22 protein-coding genes and 1 tRNA gene are annotated in these 23,734 nt (G+C 69.0%); 9 read left to right on the top strand and 14 right to left on the bottom strand.

Annotated features, from left to right (window positions below; translation table 11 throughout):
• Nucleotides 1–41 precede the first annotated feature (41 nt).
• Together ACEXQC_RS12445 and ACEXQC_RS12440 are read right to left on the bottom strand one after the other, a co-directional pair.
• Nucleotides 42–1,151 (bottom strand): substrate-binding domain-containing protein, encoded by a 1,110-nt coding sequence (locus tag ACEXQC_RS12445; protein WP_374822531.1) that lies wholly within the window; start codon nt 1,149–1,151, stop codon nt 42–44.
• 94 nt (nt 1,152–1,245) lie between these two features.
• A complete protein-coding gene (locus tag ACEXQC_RS12440; RefSeq protein WP_374822528.1) occupies nt 1,246–2,229 on the bottom strand; it encodes an ABC transporter permease in 984 nt (327 codons plus the stop codon).
• Between the two features lie 229 nt (nt 2,230–2,458).
• Here ACEXQC_RS12440 and ACEXQC_RS12435 point away from each other — a divergent pair, with 229 nt between their 5' ends.
• Entirely contained in the window at nt 2,459–3,538 is a 1,080-nt protein-coding gene (locus ACEXQC_RS12435; RefSeq protein WP_374822525.1) for an SDR family oxidoreductase, read from the top strand.
• 19 nt (nt 3,539–3,557) lie between these two features.
• On the opposite strand, the gene ACEXQC_RS12430 is transcribed toward ACEXQC_RS12435, so the two are convergent.
• Both ACEXQC_RS12430 and ACEXQC_RS12425 read right to left on the bottom strand, forming a co-directional pair.
• Nucleotides 3,558–4,544, bottom strand: a complete 987-nt coding sequence (locus ACEXQC_RS12430) for a zinc-dependent alcohol dehydrogenase (protein WP_374822523.1) — start codon at nt 4,542–4,544, stop codon at nt 3,558–3,560.
• Between the two features lie 66 nt (nt 4,545–4,610).
• Nucleotides 4,611–5,666, bottom strand: coding sequence for a 2,3-butanediol dehydrogenase (locus tag ACEXQC_RS12425; RefSeq protein WP_374822520.1), 1,056 nt, complete (start codon nt 5,664–5,666; stop codon nt 4,611–4,613).
• 153 nt (nt 5,667–5,819) lie between these two features.
• On the opposite strand from ACEXQC_RS12425, the gene ACEXQC_RS12420 reads away from it, so the two are divergent.
• Together ACEXQC_RS12420 and ACEXQC_RS12415 are read left to right on the top strand one after the other, a co-directional pair.
• On the top strand, nt 5,820–6,266 hold the full coding sequence (locus ACEXQC_RS12420) for a VOC family protein (protein WP_374822518.1): 447 nt from the start codon (nt 5,820–5,822) through the stop codon (nt 6,264–6,266).
• A 134-nt stretch (nt 6,267–6,400) separates the two neighbouring features.
• Nucleotides 6,401–7,180 (top strand): helix-turn-helix domain-containing protein, encoded by a 780-nt coding sequence (locus ACEXQC_RS12415; RefSeq protein ID WP_374822515.1) that lies wholly within the window; start codon nt 6,401–6,403, stop codon nt 7,178–7,180.
• A gap of 514 nt (nt 7,181–7,694) precedes the next feature.
• Here ACEXQC_RS12415 and ACEXQC_RS12410 read toward each other — a convergent pair.
• The 4 genes from ACEXQC_RS12410 to ACEXQC_RS12395 all read right to left on the bottom strand — a co-directional run bounded on the left by ACEXQC_RS12410 (nt 7,695) and on the right by ACEXQC_RS12395 (nt 10,492).
• Nucleotides 7,695–7,766, bottom strand: a tRNA-Arg gene (locus ACEXQC_RS12410).
• Between the two features lie 39 nt (nt 7,767–7,805).
• Entirely contained in the window at nt 7,806–8,303 is a 498-nt protein-coding gene (locus ACEXQC_RS12405; RefSeq protein WP_374822512.1) for an HNH endonuclease, read from the bottom strand.
• A gap of 319 nt (nt 8,304–8,622) precedes the next feature.
• Nucleotides 8,623–9,309: a C40 family peptidase gene (locus ACEXQC_RS12400; RefSeq protein WP_374822510.1), complete on the bottom strand. Its 687-nt coding sequence runs from the start codon at nt 9,307–9,309 to the stop codon at nt 8,623–8,625.
• Nucleotides 9,310–9,799: 490 nt separating this feature from the next.
• Nucleotides 9,800–10,492, bottom strand: a complete 693-nt coding sequence (locus tag ACEXQC_RS12395; protein ID WP_374822508.1) for an iron-dependent transcriptional repressor DtxR — start codon at nt 10,490–10,492, stop codon at nt 9,800–9,802.
• 91 nt (nt 10,493–10,583) lie between these two features.
• Between ACEXQC_RS12395 and serC the strand changes: the two genes are divergently transcribed.
• Nucleotides 10,584–11,702: a phosphoserine transaminase gene (gene serC, locus ACEXQC_RS12390; protein WP_374822505.1), complete on the top strand. Its 1,119-nt coding sequence runs from the start codon at nt 10,584–10,586 to the stop codon at nt 11,700–11,702.
• A 64-nt stretch (nt 11,703–11,766) separates the two neighbouring features.
• On the opposite strand, the gene ACEXQC_RS12385 is transcribed toward serC, so the two are convergent.
• Both ACEXQC_RS12385 and ACEXQC_RS12380 read right to left on the bottom strand, forming a co-directional pair.
• Nucleotides 11,767–12,411, bottom strand: a complete 645-nt coding sequence (locus ACEXQC_RS12385) for a DUF3027 domain-containing protein (RefSeq protein WP_374822502.1) — start codon at nt 12,409–12,411, stop codon at nt 11,767–11,769.
• Nucleotides 12,411–12,791: a cold-shock protein gene (locus ACEXQC_RS12380; protein WP_374822499.1), complete on the bottom strand. Its 381-nt coding sequence runs from the start codon at nt 12,789–12,791 to the stop codon at nt 12,411–12,413. The genes ACEXQC_RS12385 and ACEXQC_RS12380 overlap by 1 nt, the downstream gene beginning before the upstream one ends.
• A gap of 79 nt (nt 12,792–12,870) precedes the next feature.
• Between ACEXQC_RS12380 and ACEXQC_RS12375 the strand changes: the two genes are divergently transcribed.
• From ACEXQC_RS12375 to ACEXQC_RS12365, 3 genes are read left to right on the top strand one after another with little or no spacing between them, the layout of a single operon-like run.
• Nucleotides 12,871–13,134 (top strand): hypothetical protein, encoded by a 264-nt coding sequence (locus ACEXQC_RS12375; RefSeq protein ID WP_374822496.1) that lies wholly within the window; start codon nt 12,871–12,873, stop codon nt 13,132–13,134.
• On the top strand, nt 13,131–14,894 hold the full coding sequence (locus ACEXQC_RS12370; RefSeq protein ID WP_374822492.1) for a helicase-associated domain-containing protein: 1,764 nt from the start codon (nt 13,131–13,133) through the stop codon (nt 14,892–14,894). The genes ACEXQC_RS12375 and ACEXQC_RS12370 overlap by 4 nt, the downstream gene beginning before the upstream one ends.
• A 28-nt stretch (nt 14,895–14,922) precedes the next feature.
• Nucleotides 14,923–16,563, top strand: a complete 1,641-nt coding sequence (locus ACEXQC_RS12365; RefSeq protein ID WP_374822489.1) for a DNA repair helicase XPB — start codon at nt 14,923–14,925, stop codon at nt 16,561–16,563.
• 21 nt (nt 16,564–16,584) lie between these two features.
• On the opposite strand, the gene ACEXQC_RS12360 is transcribed toward ACEXQC_RS12365, so the two are convergent.
• The gene (locus ACEXQC_RS12360; RefSeq protein WP_374822487.1) at nt 16,585–18,150 is read right to left on the bottom strand and encodes an APC family permease; all 1,566 of its coding nucleotides are present in this window, start codon (nt 18,148–18,150) and stop codon (nt 16,585–16,587) included.
• Complete coding sequence (locus ACEXQC_RS12355) at nt 18,147–19,028, bottom strand: universal stress protein (protein ID WP_374822484.1); 882 nt, start codon at nt 19,026–19,028, stop codon at nt 18,147–18,149. Before ACEXQC_RS12355 ends, ACEXQC_RS12360 begins: the two co-directional genes overlap by 4 nt.
• A 74-nt stretch (nt 19,029–19,102) precedes the next feature.
• Here ACEXQC_RS12355 and ACEXQC_RS12350 point away from each other — a divergent pair, with 74 nt between their 5' ends.
• Both ACEXQC_RS12350 and ACEXQC_RS12345 read left to right on the top strand, forming a co-directional pair.
• The gene (locus tag ACEXQC_RS12350; RefSeq protein WP_374822481.1) at nt 19,103–19,792 is read left to right on the top strand and encodes a response regulator transcription factor; all 690 of its coding nucleotides are present in this window, start codon (nt 19,103–19,105) and stop codon (nt 19,790–19,792) included.
• Between the two features lie 60 nt (nt 19,793–19,852).
• Nucleotides 19,853–21,649, top strand: a complete 1,797-nt coding sequence (locus ACEXQC_RS12345) for a sensor histidine kinase (RefSeq protein WP_374822479.1) — start codon at nt 19,853–19,855, stop codon at nt 21,647–21,649.
• A 7-nt stretch (nt 21,650–21,656) separates the two neighbouring features.
• Here ACEXQC_RS12345 and ACEXQC_RS12340 read toward each other — a convergent pair whose 3' ends face one another.
• Both ACEXQC_RS12340 and ACEXQC_RS12335 read right to left on the bottom strand, forming a co-directional pair.
• Complete coding sequence (locus ACEXQC_RS12340) at nt 21,657–23,336, bottom strand: sensor histidine kinase (RefSeq protein ID WP_374822476.1); 1,680 nt, start codon at nt 23,334–23,336, stop codon at nt 21,657–21,659.
• Nucleotides 23,333–23,707: a response regulator gene (locus tag ACEXQC_RS12335; protein WP_374822473.1), complete on the bottom strand. Its 375-nt coding sequence runs from the start codon at nt 23,705–23,707 to the stop codon at nt 23,333–23,335. Before ACEXQC_RS12335 ends, ACEXQC_RS12340 begins: the two co-directional genes overlap by 4 nt.
• Nucleotides 23,708–23,734 lie beyond the last annotated feature (27 nt).

Genomic DNA, 23,734 nt, shown 5'->3' with positions numbered 1-23,734 from the left:
GGGCCCGATCGAGAGGATCGGGCCCGGCGCCAGGGGTGGTGCTACTTCAGGAGTTCTGCCTGGTCTTCCGGCGACATCTCGGCCGAGAGGAAGATGTCTCCCGGCAGGTCGTCGCGGCACTCGACCGGGTTGGGGGTGCCGGATACCGAGTCCTCGAACGCCGGAGCCTCGAAGGTGGTGGTGTCGGGCAGCACGCCGCCGGTGGCCTTGGCCACGGCGTACTGCACGGCCAGGCGCACGTTGTCGTTACCGGTGGCGACCGTCATCATCTTGAAGTCGGGGTTCGCCTCCTGGTTCTCCTGCCAGAAGCAGCCGAGCACGTTGCCATCGGAGGCCACGAGAGCCGGGATGGAGCGCCCGCTCTTGGTGAACTCGGGCAGCGCGCCCACGAGCGAGGGCCCGAAGTCGGAGACGATCACGTCGATCTGCGGGTTCTTGGCGATGGCGCTCGTGAGCACCTGCTGCGAGACGGCCGGGTCCCAGTTGGTGGGCTCGAAGGGGGTCTCGCCGATGAACTCGTACTCGCCGCCGTCGCCCAGCACCTCGGTCATGCCGGCGAGCTCGTCCTCGCCCTGGCTGTTGCCCTTGGGGCCGGAGAGGAAGAGGATCTTCGCGCCGTCGGGGAAGTTGGTCTTGATCCACTCGCCCCAGTTCTTGCCGTCGGTGGTGAAGTCGGCGCCGATCCAGGCGTCGTAGTCCACTCCGTCCTCGCCGCCCGGGTTCACGCGGTAGGGCACCGTCACGACGCCGGCCTGGTAGGCGCTGCGGAGCGCGGGCAGCATGGCCTCGCCCGCATCCGGGAACACGACGAGCGCGTTGACACCCTTGGCGACCATGCCCTGGATGTCGGCGATCGACTTCTGCGTGTCGCCCTGGCCGTCTGCGTACTCGTAGCCGGTGACGCTCGGGCACTTGGCCACCTCGTCCGCTCCCGCGGCCGTGGTGATCTTGCGCCAGCTGTTGCCGCCGAAGCCGTCGAGCAGGCCGAGCGTGATCTCGTTGGGGCCGCACCAGTCGGGAGCGCCCTCGACGGGTGCGCCGGTGGTCACGGTGTCGTTGGCCGACGGTGCGCCGCTGCTGCAGGCGGTCAACGCCAATGCTGCGACGCTCAGGACCGCTGCGGTCGTTGCGATGCGGTTGCGAATAGCCATCACTGGATTCCTCTCACTCTTGGCGGCGCCTCTGCCACCTCTGTTTTTCGACGGTGTCGAAGTCGGGTCTTCATCGTGTCGAGCAGGTACGGGGTCACGCAGGTACGGGGGTGGCTCTCTTCGAGGCGAACCGGGCGCGGATGCCTGCCCAGTTGATCGTGTAGAGCGCGACGCCCACGGCGAGCGCCGCCGCCTGGATGATCGAGCGCGCCCCGAACGGCACGCCGGCGGCGAGCACGAACTGGTCGAGCTGGGCCAGGAAGAGCGCGGCGATCACGGTGGCGAGGGGGAACCCGCGGCCACCGAGCAGCGACGTGCCTCCCAGCACCACGACCGCGACGGCGGGGATGAGGTACGAGTTGCCCTGGAAGGCCGTGGGCTGCGCGGTGATGCCCGCGAGCAGGATCCCGGCGAGGCAGTACAGCAGCTGGGCCCAGACGTAGGCGGTGGCCTGGTGGGTGCGCACACGGAGACCGGTGGCCCTCGCGGCCACGGGGTTCGCTCCGACGGCCTCGAAGCGGCGGCCGGCCACGGTCTTCTTCACGAGCAACGTCACGATCGCGAAGGCGATGAGGGCGAAGAACAGCGAGTTCGGGATGCCGAAGGTCAGCCCGCCCACGATGTCGCGGAGTGCCCGGGTGGTCGAGGTGGGGCTGCCGCCGGAGATGCCGAGCACCACGGCGAACAGCAGCGCGTTGGTGCCGAGGGTGGCGATGATGGCGTTGAGCTTGAGCAGGCCGATCAGCACACCGTTGAGCACTCCGGCGAGCGCCGCGATGCCGAAGGCGAGCGCGATGGCCGGGAAGAGCAGCGAGTCGTCGCCGTTCGGGATGCGGCTCACCACCACGATCGCGAGTGAGACCGCGCCGGGGATCGAGAGGTCGATGCCGCCCTGCTGCACCACGAGCATCTGACCGAGGCCCACGCAGGCGAGCACCGCGAAGAAGGGCAGCATGCCGAGGATCGCTCCCTGCGAGACGCTCGACGGGGCGGCCACCGCGCTCACGACGAACAGCACGATCACCGCCGCTCCCACGGTCACGAGCCCACGCGAGATGGTCAGGCGTGAACTCGTCAACCTGGGTCTCGTCCGCTCCGTTGCGCTCATCATCTCTCCGTGATCTCGATTACTCTTCATTGAACTCGTCGTTGAGCATAGCTTTACAGGGGCCGTGAGTGTTCACAACTACGCTCGGTAACTTTTGCATCAAGATCGCTGTCATACCGAGCATCTTGTACTCAGGGCGAGTGCTGATAGTACACACCTGTGTACGTTTACCGTGAACACAATGACGAGAGGGTCGACGATGACAGTACACACTTCCGCACGACGCGCACTGGTGGTCGGTTCCACCGGAATCGCCGGACAGGCGCTCAGCCGCCAGCTCCTGGAGGACGGATTCGAGGTCTACGGGGTCTCCCGCTCCCTCGCGACACCCGTCGAGGGTGTCGTGCCGATCGCCGCGAATCTGCTCGACGCCGACGGGCTCGCCGCGTCGCTCGCCGAGGTGCGCCCCGAGTACGTCTTCATCACCGCGTGGATGCGGCAGGACACCGAGGCGGAGAACATCGCCGTCAACAGCGCGATCGTGCGCAACACGCTCGCGGCGGCCGCAGCAGGCGGTGCCGTGAAGCACGTGGCGCTGCTGACCGGACTCAAGCACTACCTCGGCCCGTTCGACAACTACGCCACCGGCGTGATGGCCGACACGCCCTTCCGCGAGGAGTCGGAGCGCCTCGACTCGCCGAACTTCTACTACGCGCAGGAGGACGAGCTGTTCGCCGCCGCCGCCGAGCACGGCTTCGGCTGGAGCGTGCACCGCGCGCACACCGTCTTCGGCTTCGCCGTGGGCAACGCCATGAACATGGCGCTCACCCTCTCGGTCTACGCGAACCTCTGCAAGCGCACCGGCGAGCCCTTCCGCTTCCCGGGCTCCGAGACGCAGTGGAACGGCGTCACCGACGTCACGGATGCCGATCTGCTCGCCGAGCAGCTCGTGTGGGCGGCCACCGATCCGGCCGGCCGCGACCAGGCGTTCAACATCGCCAACGGCGACGTGTTCCGCTGGCGCTGGCTGTGGCCGCTCATCGCCGAGCACTTCGGTGTCGAGTGGAAGGGTTTCGAGGGCGCTCCCGCCCCGCTCGCCGACCGCATGGGCGACGCGGCCGAGCTGTGGACGAGCATCGCGGAGGAGAACGGGCTCGTCGAGAGCGACGTCAGCCGCCTCGCGAGCTGGTGGCACACCGACGGCGACCTCGGTCGCAACCTGGAGTGCTTCACGAGCATGGACAAGAGCCGTGAGGCCGGGTTCCTGAACTTCCGGTCCACCCCGTCGAGCTTCTTCGACAAGGTGGACCGCTACCGCGAAGCGCGCATCATCCCCTGAGTGGGGACTGATCTCTGAATCAGGCCTGCCCCAGCAGGGGGGCCGTCAGCTCGACGTGAGCCTTGATGACCCCCTGCTGGGCGTGTGCCGTCGCCACCGCGTCGGTCGCTTCGTCGATGCCGAACACCTGGGTGATGAGCGGAGAGAGGTCGATGCCGCTCTTCGCGAGGAAGCGCAGCGTCTCCGGCCACACGCCGGGTGAGCCGATGGAGCCCGAGAGCAGCAGCTCCTTCGACTGGATGAGGCCGAGCTGGGCCGGCGCCGAGCGCCCCACGTCGATGCCGATGAAGGCGACGCGTCCACGGAAGGCGGCGAGCTCGAGGGCGGTCGCCATCACCTCGGGTCGGCCGCTGCACTCGACCACCACGTCGGCTCCGCGGCCTCCGGAGATCCGCTGCAGCACCTCCACGATGTCGTCGGGGTGCACGGCCTCCGCAGCGCCCAGCTGCAGGGCCACGGTGCGGCGCTCCTCGGAGGGCTCGACCACCACGGTCGTGGCCCCGAGGGCGGCCGCGGCCGCGGTCACGGCCAGGCCGATGGGGCCCGCGCCGAGCACCACGAGCACGTCGCTCGCATCCACGTTGCCCACGCGCCGGAGTGCGTAGTAGGCCACACTGAAGGGCTCCACGAGGGCACCGGCGGCGAAGTCGAGCTCGTCGGGCAGGCGGTGCAGCCACGCGGGCTTGGCCACGAAGTACTCCGCCGCGGCTCCGGAGATGGAGAAGCCGAAGTGGTCGTCTCCGATCACGCACTCCCCCACCACGCGGTCGCCCACCGCGAAGTCGGTCACGGCCGAGCCGACGGCCGCCACCTGGCCGGACCACTCGTGGCCCGGGATGATCGGGTACTCGAACGGGATGATGTACCGGCCCTCGAGCAGCTCGATGTCGGAGTGGCACACTCCGACCCGGCGCGAGGCGATGAGCACCTCGTCCGCTGCGATCTGGGGGACCTCGAGCTCGCGCACCTGGGCGTCGTCGCTCTGCACGAACTGCAGTGCCTTCATGAATCCACTTCCTCGTGTGTTCGGTTTCTCTTCTTGACGTATTCGTCTCGTCGACGGATCCGGGGGTCAGACGGCCTGGATGAGGACCTTGACCTGGTCACCACGCGGCGACAGCAGCGTGTCGAATCCGGCCACGACGTCGCCCATGGTGATCTGCGAGGTCACGACCTTCTCGACCGGGTACCGCCCGCGGGCGATGAGGTCGATGATGCGGGGCCAGTCGGTCACGGGGTAGCACCACGTGCCGGCGAGGGTGATGTCGTGCTCCGAGAGCACCATCGGGTCGATCGACGCGGCCTTCGTGTGCAGGCCGGTCTGGGCGATGTGGCCCGCCGAGCGCACCGAGGCGATGGCGGCCTGGAGGGCGCGCTCGTTGCCGGAGCACTCCACCACGGCGTCGACGCCCACGCCACCCGTCGCATCCTTGAGGTAGGCGGGCACGTCGATGCTCGTCGGGTCGAGCACCTCGCCCACGTCGAGGCCACGGGCCAGCTCGGCGCGGAACGGGTTCACCTCGGAGATGAACACGTTCGCGCCGATGGAGGAGGAGTAGAGGGCGGCGAGGGCGCCGATCGGGCCCGCACCGGTGATGAGCACGGTGTCGCCCGGGCGCACCTTCGCGGTGTCGACACCGTACGCGGCGACCGCGCCGGGCTCCACGAGGGCGCCCTGCAGGTCGGTCATCGAGTCGGGCAGCACACTCACGTGGCTGGCCGGAACGACGGCGAGCTCGGCGATGCCGCCCCACGCGTAGCTCAGGCCGATGCAGGCCATGCGCTGGCACAGGTGGTTGAGGCCGCGGCGGCAGAAGTAGCACTCGCCGCACGAGAGCAGGGGCATCACCGAGACGCGGTCGCCCACCTTGACCGAGCGCACTCCGGCGCCGATCTCCAGGACCTCTGCCGAGAACTCGTGGCCGAGGATCTGCGGTGCCGTGGACCCGTTGAGGGGGTGCGGCGTCGAAGGGATGACGATCGGGCCCATGGCGTACTCATGCAGGTCGGTGCCGCAGACTCCGCACCAGAAGGGGCGAAGGAGCACCTCTCCCGGGCCGGGGCCGGTCGGATCGGCGATCTCCTCGACCCTGATGTCGTGTGCGGCGTGGAAGACGGCTGCTCTCATCCCGATGTGCTCCTTTGCATGACTCCGAAAAGTTCATCATCACTGTACACAGTGATGCGCTGCGACGGGGAATCCGCTGGCTTTTGCCGGGTGGAGACTGCATTCTGTTCAGTGAGACTCTTTTCAGTTCCAATCGATCACGAGGAGCAGACAATGTCGTTCGTTCTAGAGGGCGTCCACCACGTGGGCATCACGGTGCGGGATCTCGAGCGTTCGCGCGAGTGGTACACGCGCATGTTCGATCTCACCCCCGGGCCGATCAACCACGGTGAGGGGCCCGAGCTCGCCCAGGGTGTGCAGGTGCCTGCGGCCCGGCTGAGCTTCTCGATGCTCGAGGTCGGGTCGACCCGGATCGAGTTCCTCGAGTACCAGGAGCCCGTGGGTGAGGACTTCGATCGGCGCAACTGCGACGTGGGGGCCGCGCACGTGTGCTTCCAGGTCGACGACATCGACGCCGCCGTGAGCGACCTCCGCTCGAAGGGCGCCGTGTTCAGCAGCGACCCCATCGAGATCGGCGAGGGGCCGCTCGCGGGGTCGCGCTGGGCCTACTTCCGCGACCCTGACGGCGTGCAGCTCGAGATCTGGCAGTCACCGCGCTAGTCGCGTCTGCCAGCCATGCTCGGCACTTTGTATGACAAAAATTTCGACGCTCGTGTAGGGTTACTTCACATCTCGACCGGTCCACCGGCCGCCCAGCGGAATCACCGGGGCGGAGCGGGAGAAGAGGGGGCATCATGACCGAGGACATCGGACCTCGCCTCCGGGCTGCGCGCGTCGCCGAGGGCCTGAGCCTGCGGAGCGTGGCGAGCGCACTCGGGCTCTCCCCGAGCCTCATCTCGCAGGTCGAGACCGGCAAGACCCAGCCCTCCGTCAGCACCCTGTACGCGATCGCGAGCCACCTGGGGCTCTCGTTCGACGACCTGATGTCGGCGCGCGCCGGGGCCCGATCGGGAGCCGGTGCTGGAGTTGGTGCTGGTGCTGGTGCCTCCGGCGCGTCCGGTCTCGGTCTCGCCGATGCGGCCCGCCCGGCCGCCGATCGCGCACCCCGTTCGCTCTCGGAGCACCGGGCGGCGAGCGGCGACCTCGTGCAGCGCGGCATCGACAACCCCGTGCTGGAGATCGAGAACGGCGTGCGCTGGGAGCGCCTCGCCTCGAGCCACGACGGCTTCGTCGATCCCATGATCGTCACCTACCGCCCGGGAGCCTCGAGCTCGATCGAGGGCCGCATGACCCAGCACCGCGGCGTGGAGTACGCCTACCTGCTCTCCGGCGAGCTCACGGTGCAGGTCGACTTCGACACCTTCGTCTTCCGGGCGGGCGACTCCCTCATGCTCGACTCGGTGCGCCCCCACCTCTTCTCCAACCGCGGCGACGTGCCCGCGAAGGGCATCTGGTTCGTGGTCGGCCGCCGCCGCTTCCTCGAGCAGTCCCCGGGCCTCCTCCTGGAGTCCCCCCCGGCAGGCCGCCTCCACAGCGCCGTAGACGTCCTCCAGGCCATGGACCGCCTAGCCTGACCCCATGATGCCCAGCACCATGCGGATGGCCGTGATTCTGGCTCTGGCAGTTACTGCCTCAACATTGTCCGGATGCACGCCGCCTCCTGGGGACGCGGCCCCAGACCCCAGTCCGTCGATCTATCCCGTGGTCGAGCGCTCGCCCGATACATGGCAGCCCGCAGAGTTCACCCCAACACGCGAACGTGCCTGGTGGACGGCCGACGGTCAGCACCTCGTCGTCGCGCTGTCGGGGAGTCCGAACTGCTTCCCTCACCCCGTCGGCTACGAGGTCACAGCCCCGGACGAACTCGAGATCATCACAGAGTCCCCCAGCTCGGGTGGCTGCAATCTCGCAATGCTGAACGCGCAGTTCTCGACGGAGTCTCCGAGCACCCTCAGCCGGACGTCGCCCGTTCGAGTGTGGTCGGAGGGCGCGCTCCTGGGCGAAGTGCAGCCACTCCGCTGACACGCAGACCGACACCACCCACCCCCGGCCGGTATGCGGCTCCGGGTTCTGGAGACGAGCGAAGGGTGCCCCTGGAGGGACTCGAACCCCCAACCCTTTCCTTAGGACGGAACTGCTCTTCCATTGAGCTACAGAGGCTGACCGGGCAAGTTTAGCGGGTGGAGGGGACCGCGGGGCTCACGCCGCCGTGGCGAGGAAGGTCTCCCACTGCGGCTCGGCCTTCTCGGCGCCCTTGATGCTCCACCCCGACTGGTGGGGCATCCGGGGCGAGACGCGGAGCGACCAGCCCATCTCCTCCGGCGTGCGATCGCTCTTGATGTTGTTGCACCGCAGGCAGCACGCCACGAGGTTCTCCCACGTGTCCTTGCCGCCGCGCGAGCGGGGCTGCACGTGGTCGATGGTGGAGGCAGCTCCCCCGCAGTAACCGCAGCGCTGCCCGTCGCGCCGCAGCACTCCGCGACGCGAGACCGGCATCATGCGGTTCATGGGCACACGCACGTAGCGCGTGAGCAGGATGACGGCCGGGCGCTCGAAGGCGCTCGAGATTCCGATGACGGGATGCTCGTCATCGCTCGCCAGCACTCGCGCCTTGCCGTTCAGCACGAGCACGAGTGCTCTCTTGAACGAGACGACACCGAGCGGTTCAAATCCGGCGTTCAGGACCAGTGTTCGCATGCTCTCCCTTTCGAAGAGACCTGGACGGCTTCCAGGTGTTCGACATTGCGCACCGCCTCGGGATCTGGAGACGTCCGGACACAAAAAAAGGCGCCGTCATGATGACAGCGCCTTGCATGCGGAAACGGGTATCCGGTTCCGACTGAGTCCGTTCGAGTGCCGAGGCACGCGCAGGTGGAGACGATCCGTGGTGCGGACGCTCCTGCCGACGCTCATCTGGCTCTCCATGATCTCGGGGACGATCAGAGCTTCAGGCTACGACAGAAACGGCGTGCCACACACCGGTGGCACGCCGTTTCATGGCCTGGTAACGAACTGTTTACACGATCCGTACGAAGTAGTAGCTGCCCCACAGCGGGCGGTGCTCGACGTACCGACCCCAGTCGGGCGAGTCGATGGTGCCGCCGGCGCCGTCGTAGATGCCGATGTGACCGATGGGCCAGACGATGAGGTCGCCGGCCTGCGCATCCTCGGGAGCGATCGGGATGCCCATGGCCGCCTGGTTGCTCACGGTGCGCGGCAGGTAGATGCCGAAAGCGCCGAAGACGTACTGGGTGAGACCATCGCAACCGAAGCTCGTGTCGGGGCTCGCACCGCTGCCGTAGGGCACGACGCCCACGAACTGCTTGGCGAACTCCACGACGGCCTCGCCGCTGTAGGGGCCGGAGGGCGGGTTGACGGTGAAGGCACCACCGGTGGATGCTCCGGCCTTGGCCGAGGCGGACGCGGATGCTGCGGCAGCAGCGGCGGCCTCCGTGGCGGCGACGGCGGCGGCCGCGGCTTCGCGGCTCGCGGCCAGCTCGGCCGAGGTGGGGGCCGTGTAGTTGTCGCGGCTCACGGCGAGCGCGGCGGAGGCGTCGGGCACCACGAGGCTCTGCGAGCCGCTCAGGTCGGCCTCGGCCGTCGCCACGGTGCTGTCGAAGGCTCCGCCGCCACCGAAGGCGTAGGCGGGCAGGGCCATGGTGGCCACGAGAGCCGCCGCGAAGGTCATGACGACCGTGCTCACGACGCCCTTCTTGGTGGGGCGGGCGAACCTCGGACGGGACCGCGGTGCACGACTCGGTGCACGGTTCTCGACCTTGGGCGCCACGGCCACCCGGGCAGGCGGGGCCACGGGTGCACGACGGACGAGCACTCCCGATGACGACGCCGACTCGGCCGCACGCAGTTCGCGACGGGTCAGAGCGGGTGCTGTCTGTGAGGGTGTCTCGGGTCTATTCGGGTTTTCGGGGTTCCGCTCCGACTGGGGCGAGTCTCCATTAAGGGCCAAAATATGTTCCTCCGGCACCTCTCGCAGCTAGGGCAACTGCTCCCGTCCACACCGAGTTGCGTGTGTGTTCTGGGGCCGAGAGACGGGAAAGCGAGGTGTCTCGGCCTGAGTCCGCACCCATTAGGGGGGCAGCGGACTCGTTAGACACTACGGGAGCCCCGGCGGATTGTCACCTCGGCAGAGCCGTTCTTTAACAATTCCGTAACGACCCGGCGATGGATTCTGCTCAGATCCCAACAAATATGTGGCTTGCGACCTCATTGGGCAGTTCGAGGCCCTCCTCGAAACCTTCGACCTCTACCAGAACGTAGGAGCCGACCGCGGTGAAGGCCGCCGAGTTGCCCGGCACCACTCCCGCGAGCTTGAGCTGCAGCAGCAGCTCGGGGTCGACCTGCGCGGGCTCGCCGAGCCGCCGGATGATCTTCGTCTGCGGGCCCACGGCACCGTGCACGAGGGTCACGATGTTCACGACCCCCTTGGTGAAGGGCATGGTCGCCTCGTCACCGAGCACGTCGAGACCCGGGATCGGATTGCCGTACGGCGACTCCGTGGGGTGGTCGAGCAGCTCGAGGATGCGGAGCTCGACCTGCTCGCTCATCACATGCTCCCAGCGGCATGCCTCGTCGTGCACGAGCTCCCAGTCGAGCCCGATCACGTCGCTCAGCAGTCGCTCGGCGAGACGGTGCTTGCGCATGACCGAGATGGCCTTGCGGCGCCCCACCTCGGTGAGCTCGAGGTGCCTGTCCAGCGAGACCACCACGAGTCCGTCGCGCTCCATGCGACCGACGGTCTGCGACACGGTGGGGCCCGAGTGACCGAGACGCTCCGAGATGCGCGCACGCAGCGGGTTGATGTTCTCTTCTTCGAGTTCGAGAATCGTCCGCAGATACATCTCTGTGGTGTCGATCAAATCAGTCACGGCATACTCCTAGGCCCTTGAGGCGTACCTAACCCAGCCTAGTGCGACGCCTCGACACCGCGGCCGTTCCCGCGTCGATACTATGGACGGCATGGCTGAGATCTCGATTCCCACCGACCGCCTCCCCGTCGACGGGCGGTTCGGCTGCGGGCCCTCCAAGGTGCGCCCCGGCCAGCTCGAGGACCTCGTGACCCGAGGCGCCTCCCTCCTCGGCACCAGCCACCGCCAGGCCCCCGTCAAGAACCTCGTGGGGTCGGTGCGCGACGGACTGTCCTCGCTCTTCTCGCTCCCCGAGGGCTACGAGGTCGTGCTCGGCAACGGCGGATCGACCGCGTTCTGGGATGCGGCGTCGTTCGGGCTCATCGAGAAGCGCGCCGAGAACCTCTCGTTCGGCGAGTTCGGCTCGAAGTTCGCCGCCGCCGCCGGAGCCCCCTGGCTCGAGGCACCGCACGTCATCAAGGCCGAGGGCGGATCCCTCGGGCAGATCGAGGTCGTCGAGGGCGTCGACGTCTACGCCTGGCCGCACAACGAGACGAGCACGGGCGTCATGGCCCCCGTGCAGCGTGTGCACGGCGACGAGGGCGCCCTCACCGTGATCGACGCCACGAGCGCCGCGGGCGGCATCGACTTCGACGCCGCCGAGACCGACGTCTACTATTTCGCCCCGCAGAAGAACTTCGCCTCCGACGGCGGCCTCTGGTTCGCCCTCATGTCGCCGGCCGCGATCGAGCGGATCGAGCGCATCGCGGCCTCGGACCGCTACATCCCCGAGTTCCTGAGCCTCAAGAACGCCGTCGACAACTCGCGTCTCAACCAGACGCTCAACACCCCGGCCATCGCCACGCTCGTGCTGCTCGAGAACCAGGTCTCCTGGATCAACGAGAACGGCGGCCTCGCCTGGGCGTCTGCCCGCACGGCGGAGTCGTCGTCGTCGCTCTACACCTGGGCCGAGAGCGTCTCGTACGCGCAGCCGTTCGTGACGAACCCGGAGCACCGCTCGCAGGTCGTCGTCACGATCGACTTCGACGAGTCGATCGACGCCGCCGCCGTGGCGAAGACGCTCCGCGCCAACGGCATCGTCGACACCGAGCCCTACCGCAAGCTCGGCCGCAACCAGCTGCGCGTGGCCACCTTCGTGGCCATCGAGCCCTCCGACGTGAAGCAGCTCATCTCGTCGATCGAGTTCGTGGTGGAGAACCTGGGCTCCTAGCCGCGGGGAGCCGCGGGCAACCGCGGGTCGGGCCTCGGCGAGACGCCGCCGGGCCCGGCCTCGATCAGTCGCGCGGCTCGGCCTCGTCGGCTTCGGCCGCGGCCACCAGCACGTCGTCGTCGGTGATGTGGTCGTCGATGTCGATCACGTCGTCGAGCTCATCCTCGTCGTCGAGCACGTCGTCATCCGACTCGTCGTCGTCGAGCTCGTCCTCGTCGGACAGCTCGTCGTCCGACAGCTCGTCGTCGTCCTCGTCAGCCAGGTCGTCGTCATCCGACTCGTCGTCCGGATGCGCTGCCGTCGCGGCGGCGAGCTCCTGGGCGAGTTCGTACTCGGCGAGGCGCTCCGACCACGGCACCCAGTCGGGAGCCACCATCGAGGTCTCCCCCGGCAGCAGCTCGACCTCGAGCACGGTGGGTGCCGACTCCTCGTCGACTCGCGCGAGCGTGACGGTCCAGCGCCAGTCGGGATAGCCGGGCAGCAGCGACGCGAAGAAGAGGCTGAGCACGTGGTCGGCCTCGGCGAACGACCCCACGAGGTCGCCCACGGTGCCGGCGGGGGCGATGCCCACGAGGGCCTCGCGCGCCAGCTCCTGGCTGCCGAGAAGCACCTCGTCGGTCTGCGCCTCTTCAGGCTGCAGCACCTCGTCACCGAGCGGCGTCGAGTCGACCTCGGCCCCGACCTCGGGCTCGGAGCCCTCCTCCGCCACTACGCGTCCAGCTCGTCTGCGACCTTGCGCAGCAGAGCGGCGATCTTGCGACTGTGCGCGTTGTCGGGGTACCGGCCGCGCTTGAGGTTGCCCCCGATGGAGTCGAGCACCTTCACGAGGTCCTCCACGATCACGGCCATGTCGTCGGCGGGCTTGCGCGCCATCTTGGCGAGGCTCGGGGGTGCTTCGAGCACCCGCACCGAGAGGGCCTGCGCACCGCGCTTGCCGTCGGCGATGCCGAACTCGAGCTTGGCTCCCGCCTTCACCGTGGTGCCTGCGGGCAGGGCGGACGCGTGCAGGAAGACCTCTTGGCCGTCATCGGAGCTGATGAAGCCGAAGCCCTTCTCCTCGTCGTAGAACTTGACCTTGCCGGTGGGCATCGCGAATCTCCTCGTGTAATCGGCCCGAATACCGCTTCGGACCACTGTCCAGCCTACCCGTGCCCGTATCCTTGTCGATGTGAGTGACGCCGACAAGACAGCCAGCAGCCGTGCAGAACGGTCGCTCGCCTTCATGATCGCAGCGGTCCTCGGCCTCTCGATCCTCTCGTTCATCGCCCTGATCGTGGGCACGGCCGTGGGGGTGCGTGACTTCGGCGAGGGCCTCTGGCCCGTCATCATCTTCCTGCCGCTCGTGGGCCTCCCCCTCGGGCTGCTGCTCATGATCGTGCTCCTCATCATCAACATGAGACGCCGCCTCCGCGATGCGCGCGGGAGTCGGTGAGCGATCCACTCACGCTCGCGCGCTCCCTCAGCGCCCGAAGCGACGACCAGCTGATCGCGCTCCTCGCAGCGCGCCCCATCGCCGCGCGCGAGGTGCGTGACTTCTTCGACCTCGCCGACGTGCTGCTCGAGCCGGACTCCGTGCGGGCGGCCCTCAAGTGCCTGGACCGCGACGAGATCGCGCGCCTCGCCGCCGGCGAGCGGGAGACGGGCCGGGTGCCCACCGAGCTCGCGCTCCTCGATCCCGACGGCACGCCGTTCGCCGTCGTGAGCGAGGTGGCGAGGGCGACCGTGGCGGCCGATCCCCTTCCCGCGCCCCCCGCCAAGCAGCACTCGTCGTTGCGAGCGGCCCTCGCCGCGACCCCCGTCGGCGAGCGCGCCTTCACCGCCATCTCCGCCGTGGCCGAGCTCGTGCAGCAGCTGCGCCTCGCTCCCGTGCGCACCCTCGCCCGCGGCGGGGTGCCCGCCGCCGAGAGCAAGCGGCTCTCCGCGCTCCTCGGTCTCGAGCCCGAGTTCGTGGCCCCGCTCGTCGACGTGGCGCGCGCGGCGGGCCTGATCGCCCTCGACGGCGACCTCCTGCTCTCCACCACGGCCGCCGACGACTGGAACCTGCTCGACAACCGCGCCCGCTGGACCGGTCTCGTGACGGGATGGCTCGAGAGCCTCGACCGTCCGTTCCGCTCGATGTTCGAGACCGCCGTCACGGGCGGCCCGTGGCCGAGCGGCGACACCCTGCAGCAGGCGTTCGCCGAGCGGTACCCCGCGGCCGACGAGGCCATGCGCGCCGAGCTCGCGCACGTCGACGATCTGGCGCTGCTGCTCGGGGCCGCTCCGAGCGGGCTCACGGCCGAGCTGCCAGAAGAGGTCGACCGGGTCTACCTCCAGCACGACCTCTCGATCATCGCCCCCGGCCCCCTCCGCCCCGGCGTCGACGCGCGCTTGCGCGCGGTCGCCGACATCGAGAACCGCGGTCTCGCGAGCAGCTACCGCATCACGTCGCAGACCATCGACCGCGCCCTCTCCTCGGGCGAGACGGCCGAGGGCCTCCGCGCGTTCCTCACCGAGATCTCGCTCACGGGAGTGCCCCAGGCCCTCGACTACCTCCTCGGCGAGGGCGAGCGCAGGCACGGCCTCATCCGGGTCGCCCCCGCCTTCGAGGCCAGCACACCCATCGGCAGGGGCTCGGTCACGGGCACTCGCGTGCTCTCCTCCGACTCCCGACTGCTCGGCACCATCGCCGTCGACCAGGCCCTCTCGTCGCTGGGCCTCCGCCGGGAGGCCGACGGAACGCTCTCCAGCCGCATCGACCCCTCGACGGTCTACTGGCTGCTCGTCGACGCCCGCTACCCCGTGCTCGCGCAGGACGGCGCCGGCGAGGTGCTCGTGATGCGGCGAGCCCGCATCCTCTCCACCCGTCCGCGCCCCGACACCGGCACGGGTCTCGCCCCGGATCCGGATGCCCCCGCCGCCCCCGCGCTCAGCCAGGAGCTCCGCCACCTGCTCCCCCGCCTCCGCAGCGCCACGGGAGGCGGCCAGCCCTCGCTCGACGACGACGCGGCCTGGATCTCGCGCCAGCTCGACCGCGCGGTGCGCGGCCGCATCTCGGTCGACATCGAGCTGCGCCTCGCCGACGGCTCCACCTCGGGCATGCGGGTGACCCCCCAGAGCCTCGCGAACGGCCGTCTGCGCTGCGTCGACGTGCGGGCCGGCGTGGAGCGCACGGTGCCGGTAGCGAACATCACTCGCGTCACGACGGTGTGACCCGCTGCCCCACGTAGACTCGAGAGCTATGCCAGACGGCCCTCTCATCGTCCAAAGCGACCGCACCGTACTGCTCGAAGTCGCTCACCCCGCAGCCGACACCGCACGCCACGAGCTCGCGGTGTTCGCCGAGTTGGAGCGCGCGCCCGAGCACGTGCACACCTATCGCATCACCCGGCTCGGCTTGTGGAACGCCCGGGCCGCCGGGCACTCGGCCGACGAGATCCTCGCCACCCTCGAACGGCACTCCAAGTTCGCGGTGCCGCAGTCGGTCTCGCTCGAGATCGTCGAGACCATCGCCCGCTACGGCAAGCTCGTGATCGAGCGCCGTCCCGAGGGTGAGCTCACCCTGCGCTCCACGGATGCTGCGGTGCTCACCGAGATCACGCGCGCCAAGAAGATCGCCCCCCTGCTCACCGTGCGCCGCGACGACGGCAGCTGGGAGATCGAGGCCTGGGCGCGAGGTCAGCTCAAGCAGGAGCTCATCAAGCTGGGCTGGCCGGCCGACGACCTGGCCGGCTTCACGCCCGGCACCCCGCACGACATCGAGCTCGATGAGACCCTCTGGCAGCTCCGCGGGTACCAGCGCGACGCCATCGACAACTTCGCCGAGCACGGCTCCGGCGTGGTGGTGCTCCCCTGCGGAGCGGGCAAGACGCTCGTGGGCGCCGGTGCGATGGCGGCGGTCAAGACCAACACGCTCATCCTCGTCACCAACACCGTCTCGGCCCGCCAGTGGCGTGCAGAGCTACTCAAGCGCACGAGCCTCACCGAGGAGGAGATCGGCGAGTACTCCGGGCTCGTCAAGGAGGTCAAGCCGGTCACGATCGCGACCTACCAGATCCTCACCTCCAAGCGCAGCGGCAAGTACGCGCACCTCGAGCTGCTCGACGCCCTCGACTGGGGCCTCGTGGTCTACGACGAGGTGCACCTGCTGCCCGCCCCCGTGTTCAAGCTCACCGCCGACCTGCAGGCGCGCCGCAGGCTCGGTCTCACGGCCACGCTCGTGCGGGAGGACGGCCGGGAGTCCGACGTGTTCAGCCTCATCGGCCCCAAGCGCTTCGACGCCCCGTGGAAGGAGATCGAGGCGCAGGGCTACATCTCTCCCGCCAACTGCTACGAGGTGCGGGTCGACCTGCCCTTCGACGAGCGGATGATCTACGCCGCGGCCGCCGACGACGAGCGCTACCGCCTGGCCGCGACGGCACCGGCCAAGCTCGACGCCACCAAGCGGCTGATCGAGCAGCACAGCGGCGAGCGCATCCTCGTGATCGGTCAGTACCTCGACCAGCTCGAGGAGCTCTCGCGCTCGCTCGGTGCGCCCCAGATCACGGGCGCCACACCGGTGCCCGAGCGCGAGCGGCTGTTCCAGGCGTTCCGCGACGGCGAGGAGAAGATCCTCGTGGTCTCGAAGGTCGCCAACTTCTCGATCGATCTCCCCGAGGCGAGTGTCGCCATCCAGGTCTCCGGATCGTTCGGCTCGCGCCAGGAGGAGGCCCAGCGTCTCGGCCGACTGCTGCGCCCCAAGGAGTCCGGCCTCCCCGCGAGCTTCTACACGCTCGTGGCCCGTGACACCGTGGATCAGGAGTTCGCCCAGAACCGGCAGCGCTTCCTCGCCGAGCAGGGCTACGCGTACACGATCGTGGATGCGGAGCAGCCGGTCGCGTAGACCGGCCGCTCCACCACGGCGCTACTCCGGAAGGGCGGCGGCCGACTCGTTGCGGTCGCCCGCGATGCCGCGTGCGAGCGTGCTGTTCCTGAAGAAGTCGGGCCGCAGCTTGGCCTGGATGAGCATCACGACGATCCCGGTCACGATGATGACCATGCCGAGGATGAACACCAGACCGACGCCGTTGATGTTCGATCCGCTCCCGTAGTCGGGGTTCGCGCTCTCGACGATCGTGGTGAAGAACAGCACCGTGAGGATGAGACCGCCCACGAGCGGCGAGAAGAACTGGAAGAAGAAGTTGCGCCCGCTCGAGAACCACTGCTTGCGGAAGTACCACACGCACGCGAACGCCGTGAGCCCGTAGTAGAAGCAGATGAGCATGCCGAGGGTCGTGATGGTGTCCCACAGCACGTCCTCCGAGATGAAGCGCATGACCGTGTAGAACACCGAGGCCACGATGCTCGAGACGATCGTGGCGTAGCCCGGCGTGAAGAACCGCGGGTGCACCTTCGAGAACTTCGGCGAGAGCGCTCCGTAGTGGCCCATGGCCAGCAGCGTGCGGGCGGGTGACACGAAGGTCGACTGCAGCGAGGCCGCCGACGACGAGAGCACGGCGATCGACACGAGGATGGCGAGCGGCCCGAGGATGGGCCCGGCCAGCGAGAAGAACACGTTGCCCTGGATGTCGGGGTTGCCGAGACCGAACTCCCCGTCGCCCACTCCCGCGTAGTTGATGAGGGCGACGGCGAGGAAGAGGTAGAGCACCACGATGATCACCACGGTCGCCGTGGCGGCCTTGCCCGGAGTGGAACTGGATCCCTTGGTCTCCTCGCTCATCGTGAGCGTCACGTCCCAGCCCCAGAAGATGAAGATCGAGAGCGACAGCCCCGCCGCGAAGGCGCTGAACGACCCCACGGCGAAGGGGTTGAACCAGTCGAGCGAGACGGGCAGGGCGTCGAACGCGTCACCGGCCCCCACGTGCACGAAGGCCACGATGCCGAACACCACCATGACGATCAGCTGGAAGCCCACGAGCACGTACTGGAGCTTCTGGGTGGTCTGCATGTCGCGGTACGAGATGAGCGTGGCGCCGAGCATGAACGCCAGACAGGTCACCACGTTGATGAACGGGTTCGTGGTGAGATCGGCGATGTCGGGGTTCGAGAAGATCTGCGACAGCATGAGGTAGAAGAAGTCCACGGCGATGCCCGCGAGGTTCGACAGCACCACGATTGTGGCGGCGATGAGCCCCCAGCCCGCCATCCAGCCGATCCACGGGCCGAAGGCTCGGGTGGCCCAGGTGAACGAGGTGCCGGAGTCGGGCATGCGGCTGTTGAGCTCGCGGTAGCCGAAGGCCACGAGCAGCATCGGGATGAAGCCCACCAGGAAGATCGCGGGAACGTGCGTGCCCACCTCGGCCACGGTGGGGCCGAGCGCGCCCGTGAGCGTGTACGCGGGGGCGATGCACGAGATGCCGATCACGATGGCGCCCACGAGCCCCACCGTGCCGGCGCCGAGCCCCTTCTTCGAGAGGGCGGCGGTGGCGGCGGTGGGCGGCGACGACGGATCGGTCTCGGGGGCGGTCATGACGGGTCTCCGTCCACGGTCGCGGAGTCGCGGGGCACGACCACGAGGGGCACGGGCAGTTCGCGGAGCATCTTCGCCGCCGTCGAACCGAGGAAGAGGCGTCGGGGCTGGGCGAGCCTGCTCGATCCGACGAGCACGATCTCGGCCGCATCCCACTCGATCGTGGTCACTGCGTCGTCGATCGCGCTGCCGGTCGCCACCTCGGAGGTGACGGTGAGGTCGGCGGGCAGCTGCGACGCGGCGTGCGCGAGCACCTCCTCAGCGTGATCGCGCGCGCGAGCGAGCGCCTCCGGCCGGTCGGTGCCCGTCGGCTCGTCGAGGGCCACGAGCGAGATCAGCCTGAGCGGCACGCCGCCGCCCCTCGCGAGCCGGATCCCCTCCGCCAGCAGGGCATCGGCGCCCGCGCGCGTGCCGACGGCGCACGTGATCCGGGTCACGGATGCCTCACCGAGGTCGCGCGCGCCGGACGGGGCGAGCGCCACGGGCACGGGAGCCGCGTGCAGCAGCGAGTTGGCGGCGCTGCTGAGGGCGAACCGGCCGAGCAGACCGCCGCGGGCCGCGCCCACCACCACGAGGTGGGCGCCGAGGGTGTCGATGGCGTCGAGCAGTCCGTCGGCGAGCGACTCGGCGTAGACGAGGTGCGAGGTCGCCCGCACGTCGGCCGGCACACGGGCGAGGGCGCCCTCGAGCCAGCCGTCGGCGGTGTCGCGCAGGAACTTCTCGTAGCCCGGGTCGGCGGGCACGATCGTGGGACGCTCCTCGTTCGCGAGCACGAGCACCACGTCGAGGCGGGCGCCGTCGGTGCGGGCCAGCCGCACGCCCAGAGCGAGGGCGTCGTGCCCGGCGGGGGTGTCGGTGTAGCCGACGATGTATCTCATCGGACCATAGTGGCGTACCCGACCACCCGACTGGCTCCCAGGTTTCATCCAGCGAACCCGCAGAGAATATCTCCATGACCGGCCCTCGCATCCTGATCGTCGACGACGAACCCAACATCCGCGACCTCCTCACCACGAGCCTGCGCTTCGCCGGCTTCGCGGTCCGCGCCGTGAGCAACGGCGCCCAGACCATCTCCGCCGTGCTGGAGGAGGAGCCCGACCTCATCATCCTTGACGTGATGCTGCCCGACATGAACGGGTTCGGCGTCACCAAGAGGCTGCGTGCGGCCGGCTACACGGCCCCCATCCTCTTCCTCACGGCGAAGGACGACACGGAGGACAAGATCACGGGCCTCACCGTCGGTGGCGACGACTACGTCACGAAGCCCTTCAGCCTCGACGAGATCGTGGCCCGCATCAAGGCCATCCTGCGCCGCACCATGCAGGCGGACGAAGACGCGATCATCCGCGCCGGCGAGCTCACCATGGATCAGGACACGCACGAGGTCTTCGTGGCCGACACCGCCATCGAGCTCTCCCCCACCGAGTTCAAGCTGCTGCGCTACCTCATGCTCAACCCCAACCGCGTGCTGTCGAAGGCCCAGATCCTCGACCACGTGTGGGAGTACGACTTCAACGGCGACGCCGGCATCGTGGAGAGCTACATCTCGTACCTGCGCCGCAAGCTCGACGCGCACACCGAGGAGTCCCTCATCCAGACCAAGCGCGGCTTCGGCTACATGCTCAAGGTGAGCAAGGTCTAGGCCTGGGTTGAGCTCTCTGCGAGGCCCGGCCCAGCGGCGCGGGGTAGCCTTGCTCTCGCCATGCTGAACGCCATCCTGAAGCAGTGGAGCTCCATTTCCCTGCGCTCGAAGATCACCGGAGTCACGGTGCTGATGCTGACCTTCGGGCTGGTCGTCTCCGGGGTGGGCACCATGATCGTGCTGCGCACCTACCTGCTGCAGCAGGTCGACACGCAGCTCGACTCCGGTGACCGCGATCCGTCGCCGTTCCTCGGCCCCTCCGCCACGCAGGAGCAGTTCGACGTGGCCGACATCACCTCGGCGCCCACCGACTACTTCGTGGGGCTCGTCGACTCCTCGGGCAACCTGCTCGCCAGCAACTGGGGCGAGAGCGATGCCGACGAGCAGCCCAACGTCAAGGTCACGCTCGAGCAGGCGAACGAGCTCGACGGCAAGGTCTTCAGCATCGATTCGCTCGACGGGCGCATGGAGTGGCACGCGGTCGCCGCGCAGGTCTACCTCTTCGGAGGCACGGAGCAGGGCAACGTCGTCATCGCCAAGTCGCTCTTCGAGACCGAGCGCACCACGGCCACCTACCTCTCGATCTTCCTCGCCTTCGGTGTGGGTGTCGTCATCCTCGGCGCCATGCTCACGAGGCTGCTCGTCACCTCGACCTTCGGTCCGCTGCGCGAGGTGGAGCGGACGGCCGCGGCCATCGCCGACGGAGGCGACTTCAGCCAGCGCATGTCGGATGCGACACCCAACACCGAGGTGGGCAGGCTCAACCGCTCGCTCAACACCATGCTTTCGCGCATCGACCGCGCCTTCGCCGACCGCGCCAAGACGATCGACCAGATGCGCCGCTTCGTGGGAGACGCCTCGCACGAGCTGCGCACACCCCTCGTCTCGGTGCGCGGCTACGCCGAGCTGTACCGCATGGGTGCGCTGCAGACCCCGGAGGATGTGGCGCAGGCGATGGACCGCATCGAGAAGGAGGCGATCCGCATGGGCACCCTCGTGGAGGACCTGCTCGAGCTCGCGCGCCTCGACGAGACGAGGCCGCTGCAGCTCGAACCCGTCGACCTCGTGCCGCTCACCCTCGATGCGGCCATGGATGCACGCGCCGCGAGCCCGGGGCGCGTCGTCTCGGTGACCACGCCGTTCGATCCCTCCGCCGTCACCTTCGGGCCGGCCCTCGAGGCCGGGGGCAGCGGCAGCGGTTCGGGTGCCGGGTCCGGGTCCGGCCAGGGCGACGGATCGGCGGACGGCTCGGGATCGGGCGACCCGGATGCGGCCCCCGGTGCGCGCACGCCCTCCACGGCCACCCGCCCCATCGCCTTCGCGAACGCCACCCTCGCCAGGCTCCGCCGCAGGTCGCGCACCGGCACGGGCGCGGCGAAGGGCGACTCGCAGCCCGTGCTCCCCCTCGACGACGACACCGACGCGTCCGGCTCGGGCGTGGGGCTCACCATCGTGCCGATCACCCCGCCGGTGGTGCTCGCCGAGGAGAACAAGATCCGTCAGGTGCTCACCAACCTCATCGGCAACGCGCTCCGCTTCACCGACGCCGACTCCCCCATCGAGCTCGCCGTGCAGGTCGACGAGGAGCGCCAGGTGGCCACGATCGACATCGTCGACCACGGAGCCGGCATCCCCCCGCAGATCCGCGAGAAGATCTTCCAGCGCTTCTACCGCGCCGACTCCTCCCGCACCCGGGAGACCGGCGGCAGCGGTCTGGGCCTCGCGATCGTCTCGTCCATCGTGGCCGCGCACCACGGCCACGTCGAAGCGCTCGAGACTCCTGGCGGCGGAGCGACCTTCCGGGTGACGCTGCCGCTCCTCGCCCACGACGCCGTCATCCCGTCGCCCGTGCGCTGAGAGCCGCTCAGGCGGGCAGCTCGACCGTGAAGGTGGTGCCGACGCCGACCGTGCTGTCGATGTCGATGCGTCCGCCGTGCGCCGTGATGATGGCCTTGGTGATGGTCAACCCGAGCCCCACACCCTTGACCGCGTGCTGAGTGGCGGTGCTGGCACGGAAGAAGCGCTCCGAGAGCCTGTCGAGCTCGTCGGCGGGGATCCCGATGCCGGTGTCCGAGATCACGAGACGGATGACACCCGCGGCGGGGTCGCTCTCGAGCGTCACCGTCACCGATCCCTCCCGGGGTGTGAACTTCACCGCGTTCGAGAGGAGGTTGTCGAGTGCCTGGCCGATCCGCAGCGGATCGACCGTCGCGAGCACGTCATCGGGCGGTGTCACGACGGTCAGTGTCACGTGACCGTTGTCCGCTGACGGCCTCGCGGTGTCGGCCGCAGCGCGGACGAGTGCGGTGAGGTAGGTCGGCACGGGCTCGATGGTGAACCGGCCCGACCCGACCTGAGCGGTGAACAGGAGGTCGCCCACGAGCTGGAGCAGCCTCCGCGCATTGCGGTCGACGACGGCCAGGTACTTGAGCTGGAGGGGGGTCATGGGGTCGTCGAAATCGTCTTCGGGTCGGAGCAGCTCCACGTAGCCGAGGATCGACGACAGCGGCGTGCGGAGCTCGTGCGAGATCAGGCTCGTGAACTCGTCTTTGAGGCGCTGGAGCTCGGTGGCCTCGGTCTCGTCCGTGGCCACGAAGATGAAGCCGGCCGGGTCGCCGACCTCGTCGAACCGCTCGGTCATCACGACGTGCGCCGGGAAGGTCGATCCGTCCTTGCGTTCGAGCACCCACTCGCTCACCTCGGGTGCCTCCGGTCTGCCGCGGGGAGCCGACCCCTCCTCCTCGACGTGGGGGCGGATGTCGAGGATCCCGAGGTGCCCGATCGCCTCGGTGCTCGCGTACCCGAGCAGCGAGACCGCCCCGCGGTTCCAGACGTTCACCGTGCCGTCGAGATCGGTGCCGATGATGGCGTGCCCCGTGATGGACTCCCACACGCTGTCGCGGAGTCGAGCCGCGTCGAGGGTCTGCTGCTGCCGGCGGAGCGCCTCCTGGGTGGACTCCTCCAGCGAGGCCACGAGGCGGTCGTGCTCGCGGGCGAGCCGCTCCATGCGGAGCAGGCGGTCGTTCTGCACACGGGCGATCTGGTTGATGAGCACGGCGGCGATGGCGAAGATGGCTGGGGTGAAGACCAGGCGGGCCACGTCCGACGCCACGGCCACCGACGAGACCCCGACGAGGAACGGCACGGCCACGACCCCGAGCACGCCGGCGAAGGAGATGAACACGTAGCGGAACCCCGGCTGCGACGCGATCCACACCACGGGGAGGATCATGAGAGCCCCGAACGGCGAGACCTGACCGCCCGTCGCTGTCCTCAGCAGCGCGATCGCCACGAAGGTCACGAGCGGGATGAGGATCTCCCAGCGGGCGGACAGCGAGGTGCGAGGGAGGACGATCGCGAACCCGGCCGCCAGCACGACGATGGCGTCCGCGGCGAAGACCGGCCAGAACGCGGCCTCGAAGTCCAGCGGCGACAGGAGGAGGAGGTTCGCCAGCGCGAAGCCGCTGAGGGCCGCACCGTGTTTGAGGAGGGGAGGCCAGGATCCGAATGTCCCCGACGTGGCCCGCACGATCGAGGCCCTCATCGATCCGACGTGGTCCCGAGGTCGCGGAGGGATCGCACCAGCTCACGCACCTGGAACGGCTTCCTGATCAGCGCGTCGGCACCGGCGGCCGTCGCCTCCTCGCCGATGGTCACGGACCCGTCCGCGGTGATGATGAGGATGGTCAGATCGCGGAGGGCCGGATGCTCCCTCGCGAGCCTGGTGACCTCGAGCCCGGTCATCCCCGGCATGGAGATGTCCAGCACCGCGAGGTCGACCTGCGTGCTCTGCAGCACGGCCCAGGCGTCGGTGCCCGTGCCGACCGCGGCCACGACGGCGCCACCGGCCTTCTCGACCGCGATGGTCACGAGCTCGCGCAGATCCGCGTCGTCATCGGCTATCAGTACGTTCATGCTGCTCGCGCCCCCTCGAGTCCTTCA

The organism is Herbiconiux liukaitaii (genome assembly GCF_041927495.1).
Lineage (GTDB): Bacteria > Actinomycetota > Actinomycetes > Actinomycetales > Microbacteriaceae > Herbiconiux > Herbiconiux liukaitaii.
Note: the sequence above shows the minus strand (reverse complement) of the source record. Positions and strands in the feature narration are given on the sequence as shown.